Origin of the sequence: Acinetobacter sp. EKM10A (assembly GCF_011075215.1) — a bacterium.
Classification (GTDB): Bacteria; Pseudomonadota; Gammaproteobacteria; order Pseudomonadales; family Moraxellaceae; genus Acinetobacter; species Acinetobacter baumannii.
Genome location: NZ_JAALLK010000007.1, coordinates 124931 through 148278 on the forward strand (window position 1 = coordinate 124931; position 23348 = coordinate 148278).

The following is a 23348-nucleotide window of genomic DNA, read 5'->3' on the forward strand; positions in this document are numbered from 1 at the left end:
TTTTAGCAAATAAATAAAATAAGGTGTCGGCTGACCCACTCTGGCTTTTAAACGAACGAAAACTCAGCCGACGGCGTAGATATACCAAATTATTATTACAAAAACTTATATCCCTACGATTATTTTACAAATCCGAATAAATACTCAAGTAAAAATATCACAAAATCTATCTATATTATTTTTGTCACTCTCTTTATTTAAAGCCATAGCTTTAAACCCTATAAATAAATTAAATTTATTTTAAAAACAAAATGTTATAAACACAGCTATTTTAATTTTAAATAAAAATTATTTTATTTCAAAAAGATAAATCATTTTTTAAATACATATATTATTTTAGTCTTAAAATTTTTTTTATTAACTCAGCCCATTTTTATGTTTAAAAATGTTATTAAAAATAATCGTATTTTTTATTTTGTTGATTTTGAATATATTTACAAACCCGCTGTACCAGCCGTGACAAATTACACAACTTGACACCAAATAGTAAAAAATTAAATACTCTTTCTCAATTATGTGCTCTGAAACACATAATCAATAAATAGTAATAACAACATCTCAAACAAATCACATGGAAATAGATTATGTTTATTAAAAGTATTTTATCTTCGATTACTAGTATTATCCCACTTCCTGAAAATAGTAACACAAGCAGTAATTTAGGTAACGGCTCTGGTGACGGCCTACTTAATGGAATATCTTCCGGAAATGGTGAACACAACTATGGTATTGGCAATGGTATTGCCGATGACGCAAGCATTACCGCCCCAATTACCATTCCCCTCAACCTCTCTGGTAACTCAATTACTCTCATAGGCAATTCATCTTCAAGTTCGGTGAATAGCTCTCCAACCACCACTTCAAATAACGTTAATGACAACGATGTAACAAATAATGGTAACGGCTCTACCATTGGTAGCGGTACAGGCAATGGCTCTGGTGACGGGCTTTTAAATGGCGCCGCTTCTGGTAATGGTGAACACAACTATGGAATCGGTAATGGTATTGCCGATGACGCAAGCATTACTGCCCCACTTTCAATTCCAATTAACCTTGCGGGTAACTCTATTACCCTAATTGGTGACTCATCTTCTAGTTCGGTCAACAACTCTGCAACCAATACATCAAATACCGTGAATGACAACGACACCACCTATAACGGCAATGGCTCAGGAGCTGGTAATGGTTCGGGCGATGGCTTGTTAAATGGAATTGGCTCTGGCAATGGCGAGCAAAACTACGGTATCGGAAATGGGATTGCGGATGACGCAAGTATTACAGCCCCAATTACGCTTCCTATTAACTTGTCTGGGAACTCAATTACTCTAATTGGCAATTCATCTGCAAGTTCTGTTAATTCCTCGCCAACTACAACGTCAAATACTGTGAATGACAACGACACCACCTATAACGGCAATGGCACTGGTGATAGCGGCGTGAGCGCTCTGGGCGGTTCTGGCAATGGTTCAGGTGATGGCGCAGGTAATGGTATCGCTTCTGGCAATGGTGAACATAACTATGGTATTGGCAATGGTAACGGCGACGATGTTGATATTACTGCTCCGATTACCGGCGTTCTAAACATTTCAGGGAACTCATTTACTCTCATTGGTAATTCTTCATCAAGTTCAGTTAATACCGCACCAACAACCACATCAAATACGGTGAACGACAATGACACCATTGATAATGGTAATAGCGGCGGCACAGGTAGTGGTTCAGGCAATGGTTCTGGTGATGGTTTACTTAATGGCGCTGCTTCTGGCAATGGCGAGCATAACTACGGCATTGGCAACGGAAATGGTGATGATGTAGATATTACCGCACCAATTACAGGTGTTTTTAATTTCTCTGGTAACTCTTTCTCACTCATTGGCAATTCATCTTCTAGTTCAATTAATACTGCCCCAACTACAACGACCAATACAGTTAATGACAATGACGTGACTGATAATGGAAATGATGGAGGCGGACTTCTTGGTGGAAGTTCTGGAAATGGCTCTGGCGATGGAGTTTTAAATGGTGCAGCGTCTGGCAATGGCGAGCATAACTATGGCATTGGTAACGGAAACGGTGACGATGCAGACTTTACGCTTCCATTTACTGGCGGCTTAAATATTTTGGGCAACGCTTTATCTGGTATAGGTGGTTCTTCGACCGACTCTATTAATATTTCACCGACAACTACTTCAAACACAGTCAATGACAATGACACTACCAACAACGGCAACACTTCAGGTGGTGTGATTGGTTCTGGCGACTCAGGCAACGGCTCTGGTGATGGCTTATTAAATGGCATCTCATCAGGTAACGGTGAACATAATTATGGCATTGGTAACGGAAACGGTGATGATGCAGACTTTACGCTTCCATTTACTGGCGGCTTAAATATTTTGGGCAATGCTTTATCTGGTATCGGCGGCTCTTCCACCGACTCTATTAATATTTCACCAACAACTACTTCAAACACAGTCAATGACAATGACACTACCAACAACGGCAACACTTCAGGTGGTGTGATTGGTTCTGGCGACTCAGGCAACGGCTCTGGTGATGGCTTATTAAATGGCATCTCATCAGGTAACGGTGAACATAATTATGGCATTGGCAACGGTAATGGCGATGATGTTGACGTTGTTGCCCCTATCACGACACCACTTAATGTATTAGGCAACTCTTTCTCATTTATTGGTGGTGAAGGTACAGGCGATATCTTAGGTCCGATTACTGGCGTTATTGGTGGTATTGGCGGTGATGGAGATATCCTAAGTCCAATTACTGGAATCATCGGTGGTATTGGTGATGATGGAGGCATCCTAAGCCCGATTACTGGCATTATCGGTGGCATTGGCGGCATCGGTGGGGATCTGGGCGATAACCCACTCACAGGTATTATTCAAAGCGGTATTGACGTTCTACAAAATTTAGAAAGTCTAAAAACAGGTTTGATTAATACAGGTATTGATACGATTGCCGGAACAATTATTGGTGTGTTCCCTGATGCAGAGCACCCTGTCGGCGATTTTGCAGACCTTGGAAAACTACTTTTCGAGACTTCACGCGATAGTGTTAACGGTACGCTTGAGGCTATTTCTGACCTTGCAGGGGCTGACCTTGAGGGTGCAAGTGGCTCGATTACTGGTGTAATTGATACCCTTATTACCAATGGTTCAACGGCATCTACCATTATTCAGCATATTGTAGGTGATGACCTAGTCACTGAAAAAGGTGGCCTCTTGGGTTCAATCACCACGATTATTGGTGGTGTTGACAGCGGCGACGGTGGTTTACTGGGTGGCCTAGATGGCTTAATTAGCATTAACTATGGCGACTCAGACAATAGTAATTCTGTAGATGTAGAAGATATTTTAGGAAATATCCTCGGCTCGGTAGGTTCAAATCAAGGTATTGCTGTTGGTGAGCCTGATCCAACGGGGGGTAGTTTGATTCATACGATTTCACTTAACACAGTAAATCAGTTAACTGACCAACTTTTACATGCTTTACCGACTGTCTAATGTTTTCGTAAAGATATAACCCCTATAAAAGCACCTTTCAAATCTTGAGTTTGGAAGGTGTTTTTTATTAAAGAGCTTTTGACAGTAATACGCTCATGCTTATAGATTATTAATCCAGATCTAAATAACCAAATACAGCCTTTTCAACTCGCTGCTGTAAATCATTTAAATCACTTTCACCTGCTATACCCGCCGCATTAATCATTCCTTTACTCAAAGCCATCACATCTTGTGCGGCTGTCTGCGGATGTGAAATACCAGAACATATAAACAGATTAGAAATTATGGTTTCAAGCTCGTGTTGAAGCTCACTTTCTTCAATATCTTTTCCAATGAGTTCAGAAGCAAATTCTAAGGTTCGTGCCAACTGCGGACGGCTCAATTGATGCTGCACAGCGGCTTGTATGATGAGTTTTAATTTTTCTTTTAAGTCAGCGGCTTCATGTTGTTTTATGGCTTCAACGATATGAGTTGAAAGCTTGGCGCGTTCACGTCGAATTAACTCGACAATTAAAGCATCTTTAGATGGAAAGTACTGATATAGGCTACCAATACTTACACCAGCAAGTTCAGCCACGGCATTTGTGTTAAATCCAGCAAAGCCTAAAGACTCTAAAATGCGAGCAGCCGCTTCTAAAATTGCTTCAAAAGTAGCCACTGAACGTGCTTGACGCGGGCGTTTGCGTGGATCTGGGAGTGTTTTTGACATGGCCCGAAATGCGAGTATTTAATGTGAGTAATCACTCATATACTGACTAAGTCATGTTGATATGACAAGCAAATGCTGTCTTTTTCAGTTGAACTACAACTCGCCCAGTCATGGAGTGGTTATGTCTAGAACCTATACTTTTTTTATTCATTTAAGAGCTTTGCCTGCTTGGTTGGCTTTACCACGTGAAAAGCGGGCTGAGTTTAGTACACAAAAGCTTGAACCTATTTTTGAGAAGTACCCGACTGTAAAAGTTCGGTGGTATGACGTTGAAGCGTTTAGCACTAAAGCGAGTGATATTGCTGTGTTTGAGACAACATCTCTGCAAGATTATTATTTTGTGATTGATGCGATTCGAGACTCTGAATTTTGTACAGTACCCTACTTTGAATTTGTCGAAATTATTCCAGCAATTGAAGATGGGTATGTGGAGTATGGAAATTCTTCTAAACATAAAATGTCATATCTGTAATTTTTTCCTATCCCATAAATAAAAGTAATTGCTTAAATTAAATGACAAGGAGTTGACTCACTTAATTTTAAAAAAACTCTCTATTTGAGGAAAATTATGCAAGAAATAAAATCACTTTTAGAACAGTTAAATCAACTGGAACCTTTACCAGCAAAGAACAGAGAAACGTATTTAGAAAGCCTTACCCGACGAGGGTATAAATATATGATCGCTATTACAGGCGTATTATTTTTAATATTAGTTATACTAGCAATATGGCATAAGGTATCACCTTTTACAGATCAAGGAAGAGAAATTGCTAAATGGTTTGCCCTGTTAACTATATTTATACCAGCGATTTATATCATTATCGATATAGGCATTGGTTTAGTATCTATATTCAAATTCAAATCGCGAAGTTTTGATTGGTTAATACTTGAAATTGATCACGATAAAAAAGCCATAGAATCATTAATCAAGTACAAAAAAGAAACTCTATTAGAGGCACAGGATTGGCTCCAGTTAAAATGCTCTCGACTCAGCAGTAGAATTTCAACATTTATTGGAAACTCGGATAAATATGCTGTGTTTTCATTAATAGGCTTAGGTTGGTCTGTATGGAAAGAATTGTCAAAGGTGCCATCTATTTCATTTTCATTAAGTAATGGAGACATAGTCCAAACCTTACTGTTGTATGGCACAGCTTTTCTCACAGGCATTGCTTTAGGTTCAATGGTTATCAACTATCAAATCCAACGCTACAAATATCAAATAGAACTTATTGAATTGACTTTGAAGAAAAAAAACTAATAAGTTAAATATCTTTAGAATCTAAATTAGTCTATGAAATGATATAAGTTATGCCATTTCATAGACTAATCAGAAATTAGATATTTTCTATAAGATAATCATTGAAGGTGAGTCTTGAATATTACTTAAATTTAAAATTATGATAAATAAATTATGCATTCAGTTCTTCATATACATTTTTAATAAAATACATATGTGCAATATAACCTTTTTAAAAAATCCTCCTAAACAGTAATTTTAAGTAGCACTACAAACTAATATTGTAATATCATTAAATACATAATACTTTACTTAAAAAGGGCGATAATTGATGTCGGATAATTTACTCGTTACTTTCCACAAGCTTAATACACAAGTATTATCATTATCACCTGCGAGTCCTAAACCTAATATAAATTTCAATCTAATTGAGTTTTTTGAAAAACTTAAACAATGGAATTATGAAGGTTTTAAATATCCTTATTCAAATGATCGTTTTTGTGGATTGTTAGGAAAAATTGATATTGATCCTATAAATTTTATTATTCGTTTAGTTTTTGTTGTTGCTGACGTAGAAGCTGATCCTCAATGTGCTCGAGATCTCGATACTAACCAAACACGTCTATTACAACGCCGTCCAGGTGAAGCAGCAGATAAACGTGTACATATTGTTTTAAAAGTTGATAGATCGGCGCCTTTTCTTGCAGATGTGGGTATTGAGCATGAAAGTGGAGTTACTATGCGTATTTTTGTTAGTACCCTAAACTATCTTGCTAAACATGCACGCCGTGAAAATATAGATTCAAAGAGTTACTTTATTGGTGAGCATCCAACTGAAAGATATGAACGAGGCCCTAAAAAAGATTTACCAAAAGAACTTGGTTTTAAACTCAACTTTAAATATGAATCTATTTTAAGTGATGAAATTATTGATGCATTTATTCATGGCAGAGTAAAAAATGTTGAGTTTACTCAAGCTCCACAATTTCAACAAAATTGGGATAATCAAGGTATTTTTAGACAAAATGAAGTGAAAGTTAGCTTAAGTGCTAGTGCGGTTATTATTCCTAGTAGTATACGAACAAAAGAACAGAAAGCAGGTTTTGTAAAACGTATTTTCCATAATCTAATTCAACAACATACAAACCTTCAAGGAGTTTTGTTTAAAATAAAATTTGAAGACGGTAAAGGTAGTGAACGGCTTGCTCAATATAATCCCGATCTTGATGAGTTTGTACTAGTGAAGAAAGAAAGAATTCCTGCTTCTTTACGACAACCTATGACGGCGGATATCCAAATTAACCATAACCTATGTGATAGAATACAGTCTAAATTATGAAATAGTATGAGGTGATTAAATGCTTGAAAATATATTTAAGCCTTTGAATTACCTTGCCATTAAGTGGGAAGTTAAAGGTGCCATTTCAAAGAAAAAATTTGATTTCTTCATCCCGGCTATATTGGCTTTAATAACTAGCGTTATTTTGTTAGGAATAGATATATATGCCTATAATCCATTGAAGGAAATTGAACCTAATATTTTCAAAAATGATTTTGCAGTATTGTTAACCGGCTTTTTACAAACTATTCCTGGTTTTTATATTGCAGCTCTTGCTGCTATAGCCACATTGACTAGTGAAGTTATGGATCGGCCAATGTCTGGTGTAGCCCCTACCGAAAAAATACTTGAAACTAATCCTGATAGAGAAGTAGAAATTCCTCTCTCTCGACGAATGTTTTTGTCTCGTCTATTTTCATATTTAGCATTTATAAGTTTAATTCTTTATTTTTTCGTTCTTACTTTTAAATATTTCTATAGTTTAGATATATTTAGTACCTCTCAATTTTGGTATGAGCTTGGATATGTATTTTGTCTTTTTATTATCTGCTTCTTTATGTTCCAGTTATTATTGCTGACCTTTTTAGGTTTATATTATCTAGGTGATAGAGTCCATAGAAATTAGCTATTGAGAATTTAAATAAGAAAAAAAGTATATTTTCTTATTTACCACCCAAAAACTTTAATAAAAACTTATGTTCCCCCTCCCCCAAAACCTCTCCAACACCACCTCCCGTTCATCCAAACTGTTAGAGCTTAAAACCTGTAGCATCAAGCCATCAATTAAGTTTAAAACCATGTCTGCATCAAATTTAAAAGCACGAGTCTCACAGCTAAAAATCAGGTCAAAAAGTTCCCGATGTAACCATTTTCGGTATTCAACTGCCATACGGTAGGCCTGCGGGTACAGTAGTTTTATTTCAAAAACTGCTTTAAGCAGCAAATGGTACAGACTGTTTAAATTGGTATGTAAGACAATAATTTCTTTAATTTTATCTTTTTGGGTGTAGTAACGGCTTGAGTAAATAATCGAGAGCACTTCTTCTTTGAGTAGGCTTTTTTGAAAGGCGATGCACATTTCAATCAGGCGTTCTTTGGAGTGGAAGTAGTTGTAAAACGTGGCTTTCGGTATTTTGGCTTCTTTGATAATGAGGTCTACCCCTGCATTATGAAATCCATGCGTGGTAAAGAGTTGTATGGCGGTTTGAACAACCTGTAATTTTTTGGAAGATATTTCTAAAGTTGGCATAGTTTTACCGTGATAAATTCTTGTTGTTTCTAAATGAGATAAAAAGCCTGTGCCCTTTTGGGAGAAAAAAAAGCACAGCAAAGCCGTAAGACTGTGCTTGGCACATCTCAAGTTTTATTGTTGATATAAGTTTTTAGCCGTAATGACTTAAAGTCTGAAAAGCGGTTATGCCTTCAAACTGTTTAAAGATGAATTAAGTGGTGTCGTTATAGCTTTTGGCGCTCAAGGCCAAGAAATGATGGATGTGCATAGCCAACTCCTGATTATTGGAGTTCTGCCAAAGCATTCATTTGGAATTATGGTGGCAGAACGAAAGAGGGTTAGCAGACTGGCTTCGAGAACCCAGCACACCCGAAGGTGTCCCCCTTCCGTCCTACCGCTACAAAAAGGGAGACGAGTGGGTCTACATCAAAAAAACGTGTTTTTTCAATGTTCTCAAAGATCGGTCTGCTAAAACCGGCTGGCAATGTGGCCAGCACGCAAAGCATAATCTGAGAGTTTGGATGTGTCAATGTCGCTTTTATGACAAGTGATTAAATTTCTTATTGTTTTTCATTAGATTAACTAAATTATTATTTAAGATATTATATTTAATTGTATTTTCAAAATTAAACAGAAGCGATCCGTGCTTATTGATTTCTTAATGAGTCTTTTATTATGAAACAGCGAAATGATAAGTAGGATTAGACAGTCTCTGTCTGCCCCACTTGGTGATAAGCACGGTTAAAGTAAACCAAACTTTGGTCATGTTGGCTTTGTTTAATCGCCACAATCGGACATATAAAAATCGTGTGTGTGCCGACTTGTTGAATTTGCTCAATCTCACAATCGAAGCTCACCAAAGCATCTTCCAACACAGGTGCGCCTGTTTCTAACTCAATCCATTCGCCATGTTTAAAGCGTTCTTCTGGTGTGAGCTTAGATGAAAATGCTTTTGAAATATGTTCGTGGTGCGCGCCTAACACATTTACGGTTAAGATTTTGTTATCTAGGAAATGTGCATGTGAACTCGCAGCTTGGTTCATACAGACCAATAATGTCGGCGGTGTGTCAGTCACACTACAAACAGCAGAGGCAGTAAATCCAAAACGGCCAGACATGCCTGCCGTGGTCACAACACTAACCGCACTTGTGAGTAAAGACATTGCATTTCTAAAGTCTGTTGCTTGAACCATGACATTATTCCTAAATTGAACCGTACCTTTTCCTGTGTGTTTGCTATACCGCCCAACTCCATCAGGAAGGTACTATCGACATGCGATCTGATTAGAGCGACATGTAGTAAGTAAAATGAGGGTTACTTGTTTGATTATCAACCACCATCAAAAAAGTAACCCTTTATACCACTTATTGGTAAATATTAAGCAGTAAGATCAAAACCCGTAAGTTCTCGGCGAACGATTTCTGCACCTGCACTTAAGGCATTTAGCTTGCCGCGTGCCACTTCACGAGAAAGAGGCGCCATACCGCAGTTTGTGCACGGGTAAAGCTTGTCTGAATCTACAAACTGAAGCGCTTTACGAAGTGTGTTGGCAACTTCTTCCGGTGTCTCAATCTGGTTTGTTGCAACATCAATCGCACCGACCATGACTTTTTTACCACGAATAAGTTCGAGTAAGTCGATTGGCACACGCGAGTTGTGACATTCTAACGAGATGATATCAATGTTAGAAGTTTGAAGTTTCGGGAAAGCTTCTTCGTACTGGCGCCATTCTGAACCGAGTGTCTTTTTCCAGTCAGTATTGGCTTTAATACCGTAACCATAGCAAATGTGCACCGCAGTTTCACATTTTAGGCCTTCAATTGCACGCTCTAAAGTCGCAATACCCCAGTCATTTACTTCGTCAAAGAAGACGTTAAATGCAGGCTCGTCAAACTGAATGATATCTACACCAGCAGCTTCTAACTCTTTCGCTTCTTGGTTCAAGATTTTGGCAAATTCCCAAGCAAGCTTTTCACGGCTCTTGTAGTGACCATCATAAAGCGTATCAATCATAGTCATTGGGCCAGGTAATGCCCATTTAATTGGCTGATCAGTTTGCTGACGTAAAAACTTTGCATCTTCAACAAACACAGGCTTTTGACGAGACACTGCACCTACCACAGACGGTACACTTGCGTCATAACGGTCACGAATACGAACTGTTTCGCGCTTCTCAAAATCTACACCATTTAAGTGCTCAATAAACGTAGTCACAAAGTGTTGGCGGGTTTGTTCGCCATCGCTGACAATATCAATGCCTGCAAGTTTTTGTTCGTGAAGTGCTAAACGTAACGCGTCTTTTTTACCTTCGACTAAGCCTTCGTTTTCGAGTTTCCACGGCGACCAAAGTTTTTCAGGTTCTGCAAGCCAAGACGGTTTTGGTAAGCTGCCAGCAGTTGAAGTCGGTAATAACTTTTTCATAATAAATGACCTATATGTTGATTAATTAGGAGCGTAATTCGCAGACCACTGCTCAAGAATCGCTTGGTATGGTTTGATAAATTGCTCTTCAACAAACTTCCCCTGCTCTATAGCCAAACGGCTACGTTCTTCACGGTCATACACAATTCGAGTAAGTGAATAATCTTGGTGCTTCAAGCTTGGTTGATAAGACTTTCCAGCCACTGAATTTGCATTGTAAATTTCAGGACGGTAAATCTTTTGGAAGGTTTCCATCGTACTAATGGTACTAATCAACTCAAGGTTGGTGTAATCACTCAACAAATCGCCAGTAAAGTAGAACGCTAACGGCGCAACGCTATGCGGCGGCATGAAATAGCGAACTTTCAAGCCCATTTTTTGGAAATATTCATCAGTTAATGAATAGTCTTCTTGCTTGTATTCAACACCTAAAACAGGATGTTCGTTTTCAGTACGGTGATACACCTTACTTGTTGAAACGCTTAAGCAAATGACTGGTGCCTTTTTAAAGTTAGCTTTATAAGTCTCTGAGTTAATAAAGCTCTTAAACAAGTTGCCGTGCAATTCACCAAACTTTTCTGGCGTGCTAAACGTAGACTTGTTTTTGTTGTGATCTAACAACAGCACACTAAAGTCATAGTCACGTACATAAGACGAGAAGTTGTTACCTACAATGCCTTCGATGCGTTCATTGGTCTTTTTATCAACAATATTGGTTTTCAATATTTCGATGAGAGGAAGCCCGCTAGTACGGTTTTCGGCATCAATATTCATTTCAACTGAAATGATTTCAAGTTCAACGCCATAGCGGTCGCCCTTAGGGTTGTCCCAATGAGCTAAGGCATTGAAACGATTGTCGATCATCCGTAATGTGTTGCGCAAATTTTCTTCGCGGCTCATCCCTCTCGCCAAGTTAGCAAAGTTGGTTGTAATACGCGTATTGTCTGCTGGACGATAGTTCTCATCGAAACAAATACTCTTAATCGTAAATGTAAATTCTTTACTCATTGTGATCAGTACCCTAATTTCTGAGATAAACCTAAAAAATCTTTTTGCTCTTTTTGAACTTTCCAGCCTTGTCAGTTTTGTGCCTTGTGGTCTTATCAAAAGTGAATTACTGGAGCGCTTCAGAGCATGGATAGATTTATACCGCAATCACAACATGAATAAAAATGATTTAGTCTCATTCAAAACTGAGTGAAATTCATGTTTAGGGTTTTATAAATAAGTAGGAAGTTAAATATTTTTCATCTTCGGGAATTTTAGACAGCAGAAATTCAATATACAGCACTCGCGTTGTAGTACCTTAAATTTTATAATTTATGATTATTTTCAATTAATTAAATCATTTTTCTTTGAATAAAACAGATAAGCCTAGAGCAATTTATGTTGACTCTCATTCATCTCTGCTTTTAGCCATTCTAAAAATAGGGTTTTGCGTGGATCCTCCTCAAAAGTACTATGAGAAAGTAGAAAATAGGCTGAACCATCTTGAACGACTGGTGAAATTTTTTTCAGTAAGTTCCACTCAAGCTCTTTTTCAATCATATAAATTGAGATGACTGTTGCGCCAAGTCCTGCCAAACAGCCTTCTAAACATAAATAAAAATGCTCGAGTTCAACTTTGGTGTAGCCTTTTAAGCTCTGCTTTAACTCAGCAATGCGGTTAATACTTTTGAAAAAATTTGGTCTAGAGGTCGAAATGAGTACGTCGTTGGTTTCCGATGGCTTGGTTGATTGAACTAGAGCGATATATTCATCGGCAATTTTTTCGCTATAGATATGCTCTCCCCAATCGAAGTCATTTCTACGAATCGCAATATCAATATTATCTTTTTCAAAATCGACCACGCCGCCTGCTGTGAGTAGCACAACCTCAAAATCATGACCGAGCTTTTTAAATTTTGATAGCCGCGGTATGAGCCATTTCATAGAAAGAGTCGGTTCACAGGACAAAACCAGTTGCTTGTTTTCGGTTTTGGGTTGGCTGAGTTGTATTAAACATTCATCGAGTTGACCAAAAACTTGATGGCAACAACTCAATAAAATCTCACCCTGCTCAGTCATCACAAGTGTTTTATTTTTTCGGTCGAACAAAGCCGTATTTAAGGCTTCTTCTAAGTTATAAATCTGTTTACTGACCGCACTTTGCGTCACAAATAATTTCTTTGCAGCTAAAGTCACGCTGCCATACTTCGCCACGAAATAGAAAAATTTTAATGAATTCAGCGATATTCTTTCAATCATTCCAAAAACTCATAAATGTGTAGTCGTTTTTATCGATTTTTATTTTTAGATTTCTGTTCAAAATAAAAATCATCTTTATTAAAACCTATTTTAGATGATGAAAAATATATTGAATATCTATATCTATTTTCACAGGCGTATAGATACAGCTTATTACGTGGAAAAAATAACTGCTTTAAGCAAAACAGTTCTCCTCTCAAATACATTCCAAAAAGTACAGATTAATCGCCTCGTTTTCAGTGAGGGGGCAAGATAATGGCAGAGTTTATTGCGGTTATTCTCATCACGATTTTGGCGGTGGTTAGCCCCGGCGCTGACTTCGCGATTGTGACTAAAAATAGTTATCTGTACGGCAGAAAAATAGGTGTGTTCACTTCACTGGGAATATCGCTTGGCGTGTTGGTGCAGGTGACCTATACGCTAGTCGCCGTTGCCTTTGTGATGACTTATACACCACAAATTTTGAATATTGTTAAGTATATTGGCGCGCTTTATCTGATCTATATTGGCTATAAAACTTTTACTCAAAAACCAGTTTTAGACACTGCTGCTTTAAATTCTATAGGTACTTTGCAAGCCATAAAATACGGCTTTTTTACCAACGCCCTCAACCCTAAAACCACGCTATTTGTGATTAGTACCTATACGCAAATCGTGAGTTTAACTACGCCTAAAGCCATTCTTTTGGCTTATGGCTTTTTTATGTCATTTGCCCATTTTGTATGGTTTTCATTTGTGGCTGTACTGTTCTCATCCATGCTACTAAGACAAAAAATGTTAGCCAAGCAAGTACAGATTAATAGGGTGATTGGTTCAATCTTATGTGTATTAGGGGTGATTTTGCTTTTTACTAAGTTTCAGTAGAGCCGCTTAATTTTTAAGAAACTTTTTTATATATTGCTGTTAATATTAAAACGCATGATAGATTTCCCAATCCTTCATATCTCTATAAATCAAGGATGATGAGCGAATACATTTATTATGGAAATCAAGCAAATAAAGTATTTTTTGACGGTCGTTGAATCAGGCAGTATTGGAAAAGCTGCCCAAAAACTCGATGTGGGTGCTTCGGCAATTAGTCAGCAAATTAGTAAGCTCGAGCAAGAGTTAAGCATTCGCTTATTACAGCGTAATGCTTTTGGTGTGACCCCAACCCCTGCTGGCCTTGCCTTTTTAAAGCACTCTCAACTTATTTTGCGTCAAGTGAACTTCGCCATAGATGCTGCACATTCAGCACGGCTTTCAGGTCATGTCAGCCTTGGCTTTCCACCGACCATTACCGCTTTAATTGGCATCCCTTTAATGAAACTAATGTCTGAACGTTATCCAGACATTCGTTTAGAGATTGTAGAAACACTGTCGGGGAACCTGATTCAGTCGATTAATTCGCGTCAGCTTGATATCGCCATTATTTTTACCAATGAAATTGATAAACAGTGGTCAATTCAACCCTTGGTACGCGAGCAAATGTATTTAATGGCACGCAAAGAAGTGCTCGAAAAATACGGACTTAGCGAATGTATTAAAAGTGGAATTATTCAGTCGCAGCAAATTGGCGATATTCCTTTAGTGTTGCCACGTCAACGCCATAGCTTAAGGAAACTGCTTGAGCACAAGATTGGACAGCTCAATGTCGTCTATGAAATTGATGGCTTGCATTTGCTTATGGACAGTCTGATTCATCTTGACCTTGCAAGTGTGAGGCCCGGTAGTGCTTGCTTACAAGAGTATAAACACAAGCTGCAATTGCTTAAGGTCGTCGACCCGGAAGTTGAACGAATTAACTATTTGGTGAGCCTTGCCGAAGAAGAATTATCACCTGCCGCACTTGCTGCCAAGTCAGCCATTAAGGCATGTGTGAAAGAATTGATTCAAAACCAGATTTGGCCATGTTCTGAAATTATTTTATAAAGGGTCATTAATTTTTCTAAATACCTAATTAATTTTCTCCTCTCACTCCCTCCTGCTTTTTAAGATTACATTTTCCTTCGAATGATAAGTGGTTTTCTGTTTATCGAAACATAGATGTGTAGTTTGAACTGGAAACAAGGCATCACATTTTCTACGAAGGACACCTTTAAATCTCATCTCTAACCCATTTCCTATTTAGGTTTATTGATTGAATCAGTTTACGTCCAAACCTTGAAGATCGTGAATGTTTCCATTTTGTTAGGCCAAGGAGGTCTCCAATGGATGTCGTTAATAACCGTAGGGCTACTTTTAAAAAAATATTAAATGTAACGAGTGGCAACTTTTTAGAACAGTACGATTTTTTTCTTTTTGGTTTCTATGCCACCTATATCGCAGCAAAGTTTTTCCATTCTGATAATGAATATGTCTCTTTAATGATGACATTTACCGTGTTTGCTGCGGGTTTTCTTATGCGTCCTCTCGGCGCTATTTTCTTGGGTGCCTATGTCGACAAAGTCGGTCGCCGTAAAGGTTTAATTGTGACTTTAAGTCTTATGGCAATTGGCACCATCTTAATTACCTTTGTGCCGGGTTATGAAACCATTGGTATTATCGCGCCAATTTTGGTGGTCATTGGGCGTCTATTACAAGGCTTCTCGGCAGGCGTTGAATCTGGCGGTGTTTCAATTTATCTAGCTGAAATTGCAACCGATAAAAACCGTGGCTTTATTACTAGCTGGCAGTCTGGTAGCCAACAAATTGCGGTTGTATTTGCGGCCTTACTTGGTTACTGGCTCAACACCATTTTAACTCATGCTCAAGTAGGTGAATGGGGCTGGCGTATTCCGTTCTTAATTGGCTGTTTAATTATTCCTTTAATCTTCTTGTTCCGTCGTACTTTAGAGGAAACTGAAGACTTTAAAGCGCAAAAAACTCATCCATCTTCAAAAGAAATTTTCAGCACACTTGTAAGCAACTGGCGCATTGTACTTGCCGGCATGATGATGAGTGCGATGACTACGACAACTTTCTACTTTATTACGGTTTACACCACGGTGTATGCGAAACGTACTTTAGAAATGTCGGTAACAGATAGCCTTTTAGCAACCGTGTTTGTAGGTTTGTCGAATTTCTTCTGGTTGCCAATGGGTGGTTTGCTTTCAGACAAAATTGGTCGCCGTCCAGTATTAGTGGGTATTACGACTCTTGCGATCTTTACCAGCTATCCGGTTTTAAGCTGGTTGGTGAGCGACATTAGCTTCTCAAACCTACTTATTACCCTTGCTTACTTCTCGTTCTTCTTTGGTATGTACAACGGCACTATGGTCGCAACGCTTGCCGAAGTGATGCCAAAACGTGTACGTACCGTTGGCTTCTCTTTAGCATTTAGTCTTGCAGCCGCGATTTTTGGTGGTATGACCCCAATGGCTTGTACCTTCCTTGTCGAAAATACAGGTAATGCCAGCACACCAGCATTCTGGCTCATGCTCGCTGCGGTATGTAGTCTCATCTCAAGCTTGTATTTATGTCGTGGTTCTAAACAGAAAGATCCTGACGCAATTGCTGAACCTGCAAAGGTTAGCGCTTAAAACAACTCATTCCTTAACCTGAAATTTTAATAAACAGTACGGCAGACCTTAAATCTCCGTACTGTGCTTTCTTGCAATTCAAGTGAGGCACCATGAAAAAGTCCCCTATCTTCATAACCATTTGCCTAGCTGGTGCAGGCTTAGGATCTACATTTGCCAATGCAGATACGCTCGAAGTAATTAGCTCAGGCGGTTTCTATTCATCTATGGAAAAACTCATTCCAATATTTGAAAAGCAAACTGGTCACACGGTTCACCTCTCATCTGGTTCGTCTATGGGTGAATCACCGACTGCAATTCCAAATCGACTCAATCGTGGTGAACGTTTTGACATTGTTGTGTTGGCTGCTCCTGAACTAAGCAAACTCGCAGAAAAAGGTTATGTTGACCCAAACTCACAAAGTGCTTTGGTGAATTCAAGCATTGGCATGGCTGTGCCTAAAGGTGCACCAAAGCCAGACATTAGCTCTGCGGCAAAATTTGAAAAAGTTTTATTAAATGCCAAGCACATAGGCTATTCTGCAAGTGCGAGTGGTACGCATCTTGAAAAAGATGTTTTCCCAAGCTTTCCACCTGTCGAATACAAAGTAATTTCGAGTAAAGCAGAAAAAGTGGTAGGCGACCGCGTTGCAAAACGTATTGCCGAAGGCCAGTTTGATATTGGTTTCCAGCAAATTAGTGAAATCAAACCTTTTACCGGCAAATATGGTCAAGTTGAGTTAGTTGGTCCAATCCCTGCGCCTTACCAAAAGGTTACCGTGTTTGCAGCGGGCATTGGTAAAAACTCGGAACATGCAAAAGTCGCAAAAGAACTTATTCAATTTGTGAAATCACCTCAAGCGACACAAATTATTGAAGAACAGGGTCTTGAGCAGGTTAAACAATAAAAGCTCTAAAAGGCAGCATTTTGAGAGGATGTTGCCTTTCCTCTTTGAATGGTTTACTCAAAGCAATAGAACAAAATGTAGAGCAATAAACCAGTGTAGAATAATTAACAAAGGTCAAAGTAGAATTTGCCGTGGAACTTAAACAATTAAAATATTTTATTGCAGTGATCGAGTCAGGAAGCTTGGGTAAAGCTGCAAAAAATCTCGATATTGGAACGTCTGCATTAAGTCAGCAAATCTCAAAATTAGAAAGCGAGCTTTCTATTCGCCTTTTACAACGTACTGCTTTGGGTACGGTTCCCACCCCTGCGGGTTTAGCTTTTTTTCAACAGGTTCAACTGGCACTTAGACACCTAGACCATGCCGTAGACTCTGCGCACTCCTCACGTTTAAGTGGTCACGTCACCGTCGGTTTTTCACCGAGTGTTGCGGCTGTTATAGGCACGCATTTTTTAAAACTCATGAGAAACCGTTATCCGGACATTAAGGTCCGTTTAATCGAAGGCTTATCGGGTGACCTCAAGGCATTAGTTAATGCAAGGCAGCTCGATGTCGCGATCATATTTAGTGACGATGTCGACCCACAGTGGGCCATACAGCCTTTAGTCAAAGAACAGATGTTTTTAATCTCGCCTAAAGAAGTGCTGAGTCAGTACCATCTTGAAAGCTGTATCGACACTCAAACCATTACTCATTCAGAGCTTAAAGAACTTCCCCTGATTTTACCGAGCCAACGACATGGACTGCGCTTGTTGCTTGAACAGAAAATTCATCAACTTAAAGTGGCCTATGAAATTGATGGGTTACATTTGTTAATGGAAAGTATTAGCCAACTCGAAATGGCAACCATTCAACCTGCGGGTGCATCATTAAACTCAAGGCAAGACTTATGTTTGCTACGCGTTGTAGAACCTGCCATTGAACGTATTAATTATTTAATTAGTCTCTCTGAAGAAGAGCTCTCACCTGCCACCTTAGCCACGAAAGTAGTGATTCGTGCCTGTGTAGCAAACTTGATTAATGAAAAGCGCTGGCCCGGTGCGGAACTCATAAACACTTAAGCCATTAGTGTTTATTTTTACTAAACACCCATTCAAGCCTAGCCTCTCACTTCATCTTCCCTTTTGAAGCTACATTAGCCCTAGCTGAGAAAGGGAGAAATCCATGCATGATGTAATTGTGATTGGTGGTGGGAATGCCGCACTGTGTGCCGCGCTCACAGCAAAAGAAAGTGGTGCTTCTGTACTGGTAATAGAGGCAGCGCCCAAAGAGTGGCGTGGTGGTAACTCACAACACACTCGTAACCTTCGCTGCATGCATGATGCTCCTCAAGATGTATTGGTCGATGCCTATCCCGAAGAAGAATATTGGCAAGACCTACTTAAAGTCACTGCGGGCAAAACCAATGAACATTTAGCTCGTCTCGTCATTCGTAGCACGGCGACCTGCCGTGACTGGATGCGTAAACATGGGGTGAATTTTCAGCCGCCGCTCTCAGGTGCCTTACATGTTGCACGTACCAATGCCTTTTTTATGGGTGGCGGTAAAGCCCTCATTAATGCGTATTACCGAAGTGCTCAAGAGCTTGGCATCGAAATTTTATACAACACAAAAATTAAAGATCTAAAGTTAAACCAAGGACACTTTGAAGCCGCAATTGCGGAAGATGGCCGTGTGTTTAAAGCCAAAAGCTGTGTATTGGCCGCAGGTGGTTTTGAGTCAAATCTTGAATGGTTAAGAGAAGCATGGGGACAAAATGAAAACGGCGAATGGCCTGCCGATAATTTTATTATTCGTGGAACCCGCTTTAATCAGGGCAACTTACTCAAATTTATGATAGATCAAGGCGCCGATATTATTGGTGACCCATCACAATCACATTGCGTCGCTGTAGATGCACGCGCACCCTTATATGACGGTGGTATTTGTACTCGTATTGACTGCGTTTCTTTGGGGATTGTAGTCAATAACAAAGCCGAACGTTTTTACGATGAAGGCGAAGACTTCTGGCCAAAACGTTATGCGATTTGGGGCCGTCTTGTTGCCAAACAGCCACAGCAAATTGCCTATTCGATTATCGATTCAAAAGCCATTGGTCGCTTTATGCCACCTGTATTTGCGGGTGTAAAAGCAAATAGCATTCAAGAACTGGCCGAAAAAATCGGGCTGGATGCAAAAACCTTATGCCATACCGTAGAAGAATTTAATCAAGCCTGTGTGCAAGGCACCTTTAACCATACCGTTTTAGATGACTGCACTACCCAAAATATTGTTCCCAACAAAACTCATTGGGCCGTTCCTCTCGACCAACCACCCTTCTATGCCTATGCGCTTAAACCCGGCATTACCTTTACCTATTTAGGCTTAAAAGTCGAAGACGATGCTGCGGTACGTTTTAACAATAAACCAAGCCGTAACCTGTTTGTCGCAGGTGAAATGATGGCAGGTAATGTACTCGGTCAGGGTTATACCGCGGGCGTGGGTATGTCGATTGGCACGACCTTTGGACGCATTGCCGGAAAAAATGCAGCCCACTATGCACTTTCACAAGGAGTTGAACATGAATGCTAGTACCAAAGCCCTAATTCCAGTTGTTCAGCTCTCTGACCATGAGCAGGAAGTTCAAAGAGCGCTACAGATTTGTAATGCTTGTCGCTACTGTGAGTCATTTTGTGCTGTTTTTGCGGCGATGACCAAGCGTCTTGAGTTTAATCAAGCCGATATTCATTACCTCGCAAACCTGTGCCATAACTGTGGTGCATGTTTACACGCTTGCCAATATGCCCCGCCGCACGAGTTTGGTGTAAACATTCCAAAAGCGATGGCGCAAGTACGTTTAGAAACTTACCAAGAGTTTGCGACACCTCAGCCTTTAGGCCGACTTTATAAGTCTGTTGGGATCCCTTTTGTTTCGGCGTTATCAGCTATTTTCTTTTTATGCATGTTAGCTGTGGTCTGGTACAAAGGCACCGACCTGTTTGCAGGCTATCAAGGCAATTTCTATGCGATTTTCCCGCATAACTTTTTAGCGTTACTGTTTGGAGCGACCTTTACAGTTGCGATTGTTTTGCTCGGCATTGGGATTAGTAAATTTTGGAGACAGACCTCTAAAGTTATTCACGGCAAAGTTGAAAAACCCGACCTGCTCCAAGCTACCCAAAATGTATTAACACTTAAATATTTAGATGGTGGACATGGCAAAGGCTGCAATGAGCAAGATGACCGGTACACACAAATCCGCCGTGTGTTCCATCACCTGACTTTTTATGGCTTTATGCTTTGCTTTGCAGCTACAGGTGTAGCGACTTTATATCACTATTTTCTTGACCTACATGCGCCTTACCCTATCTTTAGCTTGCCTGTGATTTTGGGTACTTTGGGTGGAATCGGCTTAGTTGTCGGACCGGCTGGCCTGCTCTATTTAAATCTTAAACGTCATCCGTTGCATGGTGACCGTGAGCAAAAACCTGTAGATCGAGGCTTTATTTTCCTTTTAATTTTAGTCAGTGCTTCAGGGTTAGTACTTATGGCATTTCGTAATACCCCTTACATGGCACTTTTACTGATTTTCCATTTAGCTACGGTCATGACATTCTTTATTACCATGCCTTTTGGAAAGTTCGCACACGGTTTTTACCGCAGTGCTTCGTTACTCAAATTTGCCATTGAAGGGCGTATTTCAAAGAAACCATAATTTCATTCAAAAGTATTCACTATCTTGGCGTAGTGAATACTTTCATTATTTTAAGCTCAAAATATTTCATACATCGCCTACTTTTTACTATTTAAAATTCCTAAACCATACATCGGCCACTTCGTACTCGCTTTAATATTATTAATGAGCATCGCTACCAAAACTAAAGACACTGCACCGACCAAAACAGGGAAAATTAAGAAACTCCACTCGTAATGTATGCTGCTTGCGGTGAGTAAAATAACCAAAGGATTGGCTCCAGCAGGTGGATGAACGCATTTAAACACTTGCATGAGCGCAATGGCACAGCCCACTGAAAAAGCAATTGTAAAAATGGAAACACCGACAAATTTTAGAAAAAACAAACCTACAAAAGCCGAAATAAGATGCCCAAATATAATATTTCTGGGCTGTGCCAAAGGTGACTGCGACACGGTATAGAGCAATACACAGGTTGCACCAAACGGCGCCATGATAAAGATATTGTGTGTGAGCTTACTCAACCACAACAGTATAAAAATACTGAGCGTCCCCCCAACAAGGCTTCTTAAAATATCAATTTTATTGGGCGATGGAGCCAGTTTTTCTTTGCCATAAAAGATCGAGAACATGATTTTTATTCCTGAGACAGAAGTTGCTTTTTAAAAAGCATATAGATAAAATCCCAAATAGTACAGATCTGTACTATTTTATTTTTTGGAAAAGTTTTATGTCTAAATCTGCCTTAAAAATATTAGATACAGCCGAGAAGTTATTTAATGAAAATAGTTTTGTTGGTGTGGGCGTTGACCTGATTCGCGATGAATCTGGGTGCTCTAAAACCACCATGTACACGTACTATAAAAATAAAAATCAATTAGTTAAGTCTGTGCTCGTTGCGCGTGATGAACGGTTTAAGCAAAGTCTTTTAGGTTATGTTGGAGATGCAACAGGGTTAGAAGCCATCAATAAAATTCTGGATTGGCACACCAACTGGTTTAGACAAGATTTTTTTAAAGGCTGTTTATTTGTAAGAGCAGTCGCAGAATCTAACCAAGATGATCAAGACATTATTTCAATTTCAAAAGCCCATAAACAATGGATTAAAGAACTCATCGCCGCAAACTGCAATATGCCTAATGGTGAAGCTTTATCTGAGCTGATCTATACGGTGATTGAAGGCTTAATTAGCCGCTTTTTAGTCGATGGTTTCGATGAAACACTTGCGATAAACATGAAAAATTCGATTAATCAATTATTTAATATTAACCAAAATTTATAATTGCAGCCCTAGAGCTGCAATTGAATAGATGAGATTTTGATTAAGCAATCTTCCCATCAATAATGCCTTTCTCTTTTAACGTAGCCAGCTCCTCTGCTGTTTTAAATCTCGATAAGATTTGAGTAGTATGTTCACCTAGCTCTGGCGGTGCATGACGATATTCAACGGGAGTATCAGACAGTTTGATGGGTGAGCCAATGGTTTGGAAGTTTTCATTTAAACGATGAGGAATATTTACCACCAAGTTGCGATGTAAAATTTGTGGTTCAGCCAAAGCATCTTCAATAGAATTGATAACACCTACGGGTACTTTTAAGGCATGAATCATATCAACCCATTCTTTAGCAGTTTTTCGCAAAAAGTGTTCCGACAATAAAGGAATCAGTTCATTTCGATATTTTACGCGGTCTTGGTTGCGCACAAACTTTTCATTTTCGAGCAACTCTGGATAACCAATCGCAATACACAAATCTTTAAACTGTTTGTCGTTGCCACAAGCAATAATAAATTCTTTATCTTTAGCCTTAAAAGTTTGATACGGCACAATACTTGGGTGTTGATTACCCATGCGTTGTGGGGCTTTACCCGAAGCTAAATAATTCATTCCCTGATTTGCCAGTGCCGCGACCTGCACATCAAGGAGTGACATATCAATATACTGACCGCGTCCTGTGTGTGAGCGTGCAATCAGTGCCGCTTGAATGGCAATGGTGGAATACAATCCAGTTTGAATATCTACCACAGCCACACCAACCTTTTGCGCACCACCACCTGCCACATCATCAGGCTCGCCAGTAATGCTCATTAAACCAGACATACCCTGAATAATAAAATCATAACCGGGTTCTTCTGCACGTGGGCCATCTTGCCCAAAACCGGTAATCGAGCAATAAACAATGTTCGGGTTCAACTCACTTAATGACGCGTAGTCCAAACCATATTTAGCCAAAGACCCTGTCTTATAATTTTCAATCACGACATCGGCAGTCTTGGCAATTTCATAAATTAAGGCCTGACCTTCTGGTGTGGTAATGTCTACCGCAACCGAATATTTATTGCGGTTGGTACACTGAAAATAGCCAGATTCACGGGTCATGTTTCCATCTTGGTCGGGCATCCATGGTGGCCCCCACATACGGGTGTCATCACCGACTCGAGGACGTTCAATTTTAATCACTTCCGCGCCAAGGTCTGCCAAGATTTGCCCACACCAAGGCCCTGCAAGCACACGACTTAAATCTAAAACCCGAATTCCTTGTAATGCACCCATAACGATACCCTTATCTTTTTAGAAGGTACT

Annotated in this window: 21 protein-coding genes; 13 read left to right on the plus strand and 8 right to left on the minus strand. The window is 39.4% G+C overall.

The features are described 5' to 3' along the window. The first annotated feature begins 584 nt into the window (after positions 1–584). Positions 585–3518, plus strand: a complete 2934-nt coding sequence (locus tag G9371_RS11205) for a beta strand repeat-containing protein (RefSeq protein ID WP_029423901.1) — start codon at positions 585–587, stop codon at positions 3516–3518. Positions 3519–3627: 109 nt separating this feature from the next. On the opposite strand, the gene G9371_RS11210 is transcribed toward G9371_RS11205, so the two are convergent. Then, positions 3628–4227, minus strand: coding sequence for a TetR/AcrR family transcriptional regulator (locus G9371_RS11210; RefSeq protein WP_029423902.1), 600 nt, complete (start codon positions 4225–4227; stop codon positions 3628–3630). A gap of 121 nt (positions 4228–4348) precedes the next feature. Here G9371_RS11210 and G9371_RS11215 point away from each other — a divergent pair, with 121 nt between their 5' ends. From G9371_RS11215 to G9371_RS11230, 4 genes are all read left to right on the plus strand, one after another. Beyond that, complete coding sequence (locus G9371_RS11215; protein WP_029423903.1) at positions 4349–4699, plus strand: darcynin family protein; 351 nt, start codon at positions 4349–4351, stop codon at positions 4697–4699. A gap of 96 nt (positions 4700–4795) precedes the next feature. Then, the gene (locus tag G9371_RS11220; RefSeq protein WP_001156089.1) at positions 4796–5488 is read left to right on the plus strand and encodes a hypothetical protein; all 693 of its coding nucleotides are present in this window, start codon (positions 4796–4798) and stop codon (positions 5486–5488) included. 310 nt (positions 5489–5798) lie between these two features. After that, a complete protein-coding gene (locus G9371_RS11225; RefSeq protein ID WP_001282654.1) occupies positions 5799–6806 on the plus strand; it encodes a hypothetical protein in 1008 nt (335 codons plus the stop codon). A 19-nt stretch (positions 6807–6825) separates the two neighbouring features. After that, on the plus strand, positions 6826–7431 hold the full coding sequence (locus tag G9371_RS11230) for a hypothetical protein (RefSeq protein ID WP_000892293.1): 606 nt from the start codon (positions 6826–6828) through the stop codon (positions 7429–7431). Between the two features lie 57 nt (positions 7432–7488). Here the strand turns inward: G9371_RS11230 and G9371_RS11235 are convergent, their stop codons facing one another. The 5 genes from G9371_RS11235 to G9371_RS11255 all read right to left on the minus strand — a co-directional run bounded on the left by G9371_RS11235 (position 7489) and on the right by G9371_RS11255 (position 12706). Next, complete coding sequence (locus tag G9371_RS11235; RefSeq protein WP_029423905.1) at positions 7489–8055, minus strand: TetR/AcrR family transcriptional regulator; 567 nt, start codon at positions 8053–8055, stop codon at positions 7489–7491. 683 nt (positions 8056–8738) lie between these two features. Continuing rightward, on the minus strand, positions 8739–9230 hold the full coding sequence (locus G9371_RS11240) for a flavin reductase (RefSeq protein ID WP_000249482.1): 492 nt from the start codon (positions 9228–9230) through the stop codon (positions 8739–8741). Between the two features lie 185 nt (positions 9231–9415). Beyond that, positions 9416–10459: a methionine synthase gene (locus tag G9371_RS11245; RefSeq protein WP_000735355.1), complete on the minus strand. Its 1044-nt coding sequence runs from the start codon at positions 10457–10459 to the stop codon at positions 9416–9418. 21 nt (positions 10460–10480) lie between these two features. Beyond that, entirely contained in the window at positions 10481–11467 is a 987-nt protein-coding gene (locus G9371_RS11250) for a DUF1852 domain-containing protein (protein WP_000031355.1), read from the minus strand. A 366-nt stretch (positions 11468–11833) separates the two neighbouring features. Beyond that, positions 11834–12706 carry a LysR family transcriptional regulator gene (locus G9371_RS11255; protein WP_029423906.1) on the minus strand — a complete coding sequence of 291 codons (873 nt, stop codon included), beginning with the start codon at positions 12704–12706 and terminating at the stop codon, positions 11834–11836. Between the two features lie 255 nt (positions 12707–12961). On the opposite strand from G9371_RS11255, the gene G9371_RS11260 reads away from it, so the two are divergent. The 7 genes from G9371_RS11260 to tcuB all read left to right on the plus strand — a co-directional run bounded on the left by G9371_RS11260 (position 12962) and on the right by tcuB (position 20787). Continuing rightward, positions 12962–13570, plus strand: a complete 609-nt coding sequence (locus G9371_RS11260; protein WP_029423907.1) for a LysE family translocator — start codon at positions 12962–12964, stop codon at positions 13568–13570. A 117-nt stretch (positions 13571–13687) separates the two neighbouring features. Further along, on the plus strand, positions 13688–14617 hold the full coding sequence (locus G9371_RS11265) for a LysR family transcriptional regulator (protein WP_000403826.1): 930 nt from the start codon (positions 13688–13690) through the stop codon (positions 14615–14617). Positions 14618–14895: 278 nt separating this feature from the next. Next, the gene (locus tag G9371_RS11270) at positions 14896–16206 is read left to right on the plus strand and encodes an MFS transporter (RefSeq protein ID WP_000383636.1); all 1311 of its coding nucleotides are present in this window, start codon (positions 14896–14898) and stop codon (positions 16204–16206) included. Between the two features lie 92 nt (positions 16207–16298). Further along, a complete protein-coding gene (locus G9371_RS11275) occupies positions 16299–17093 on the plus strand; it encodes a substrate-binding domain-containing protein (RefSeq protein WP_000749505.1) in 795 nt (264 codons plus the stop codon). A gap of 131 nt (positions 17094–17224) precedes the next feature. Continuing rightward, complete coding sequence (locus G9371_RS11280) at positions 17225–18154, plus strand: LysR family transcriptional regulator (protein ID WP_029423908.1); 930 nt, start codon at positions 17225–17227, stop codon at positions 18152–18154. 103 nt (positions 18155–18257) lie between these two features. Beyond that, positions 18258–19664, plus strand: a complete 1407-nt coding sequence (tcuA, locus tag G9371_RS11285; RefSeq protein WP_029423909.1) for an FAD-dependent tricarballylate dehydrogenase TcuA — start codon at positions 18258–18260, stop codon at positions 19662–19664. Continuing rightward, positions 19654–20787 carry a tricarballylate utilization 4Fe-4S protein TcuB gene (tcuB, locus tag G9371_RS11290; protein WP_029423910.1) on the plus strand — a complete coding sequence of 378 codons (1134 nt, stop codon included), beginning with the start codon at positions 19654–19656 and terminating at the stop codon, positions 20785–20787. The genes tcuA and tcuB overlap by 11 nt, the downstream gene beginning before the upstream one ends. A 77-nt stretch (positions 20788–20864) precedes the next feature. On the opposite strand, the gene G9371_RS11295 is transcribed toward tcuB, so the two are convergent. Beyond that, positions 20865–21398 carry an HPP family protein gene (locus G9371_RS11295; RefSeq protein ID WP_029423911.1) on the minus strand — a complete coding sequence of 178 codons (534 nt, stop codon included), beginning with the start codon at positions 21396–21398 and terminating at the stop codon, positions 20865–20867. A gap of 98 nt (positions 21399–21496) precedes the next feature. Between G9371_RS11295 and G9371_RS11300 the strand changes: the two genes are divergently transcribed. Further along, positions 21497–22048, plus strand: coding sequence for a TetR/AcrR family transcriptional regulator (locus tag G9371_RS11300; protein WP_002061576.1), 552 nt, complete (start codon positions 21497–21499; stop codon positions 22046–22048). A 40-nt stretch (positions 22049–22088) separates the two neighbouring features. Here the strand turns inward: G9371_RS11300 and G9371_RS11305 are convergent, their stop codons facing one another. After that, complete coding sequence (locus tag G9371_RS11305; RefSeq protein ID WP_000501137.1) at positions 22089–23318, minus strand: CaiB/BaiF CoA transferase family protein; 1230 nt, start codon at positions 23316–23318, stop codon at positions 22089–22091. Between the last annotated feature and the right edge of the window lie 30 nt (positions 23319–23348).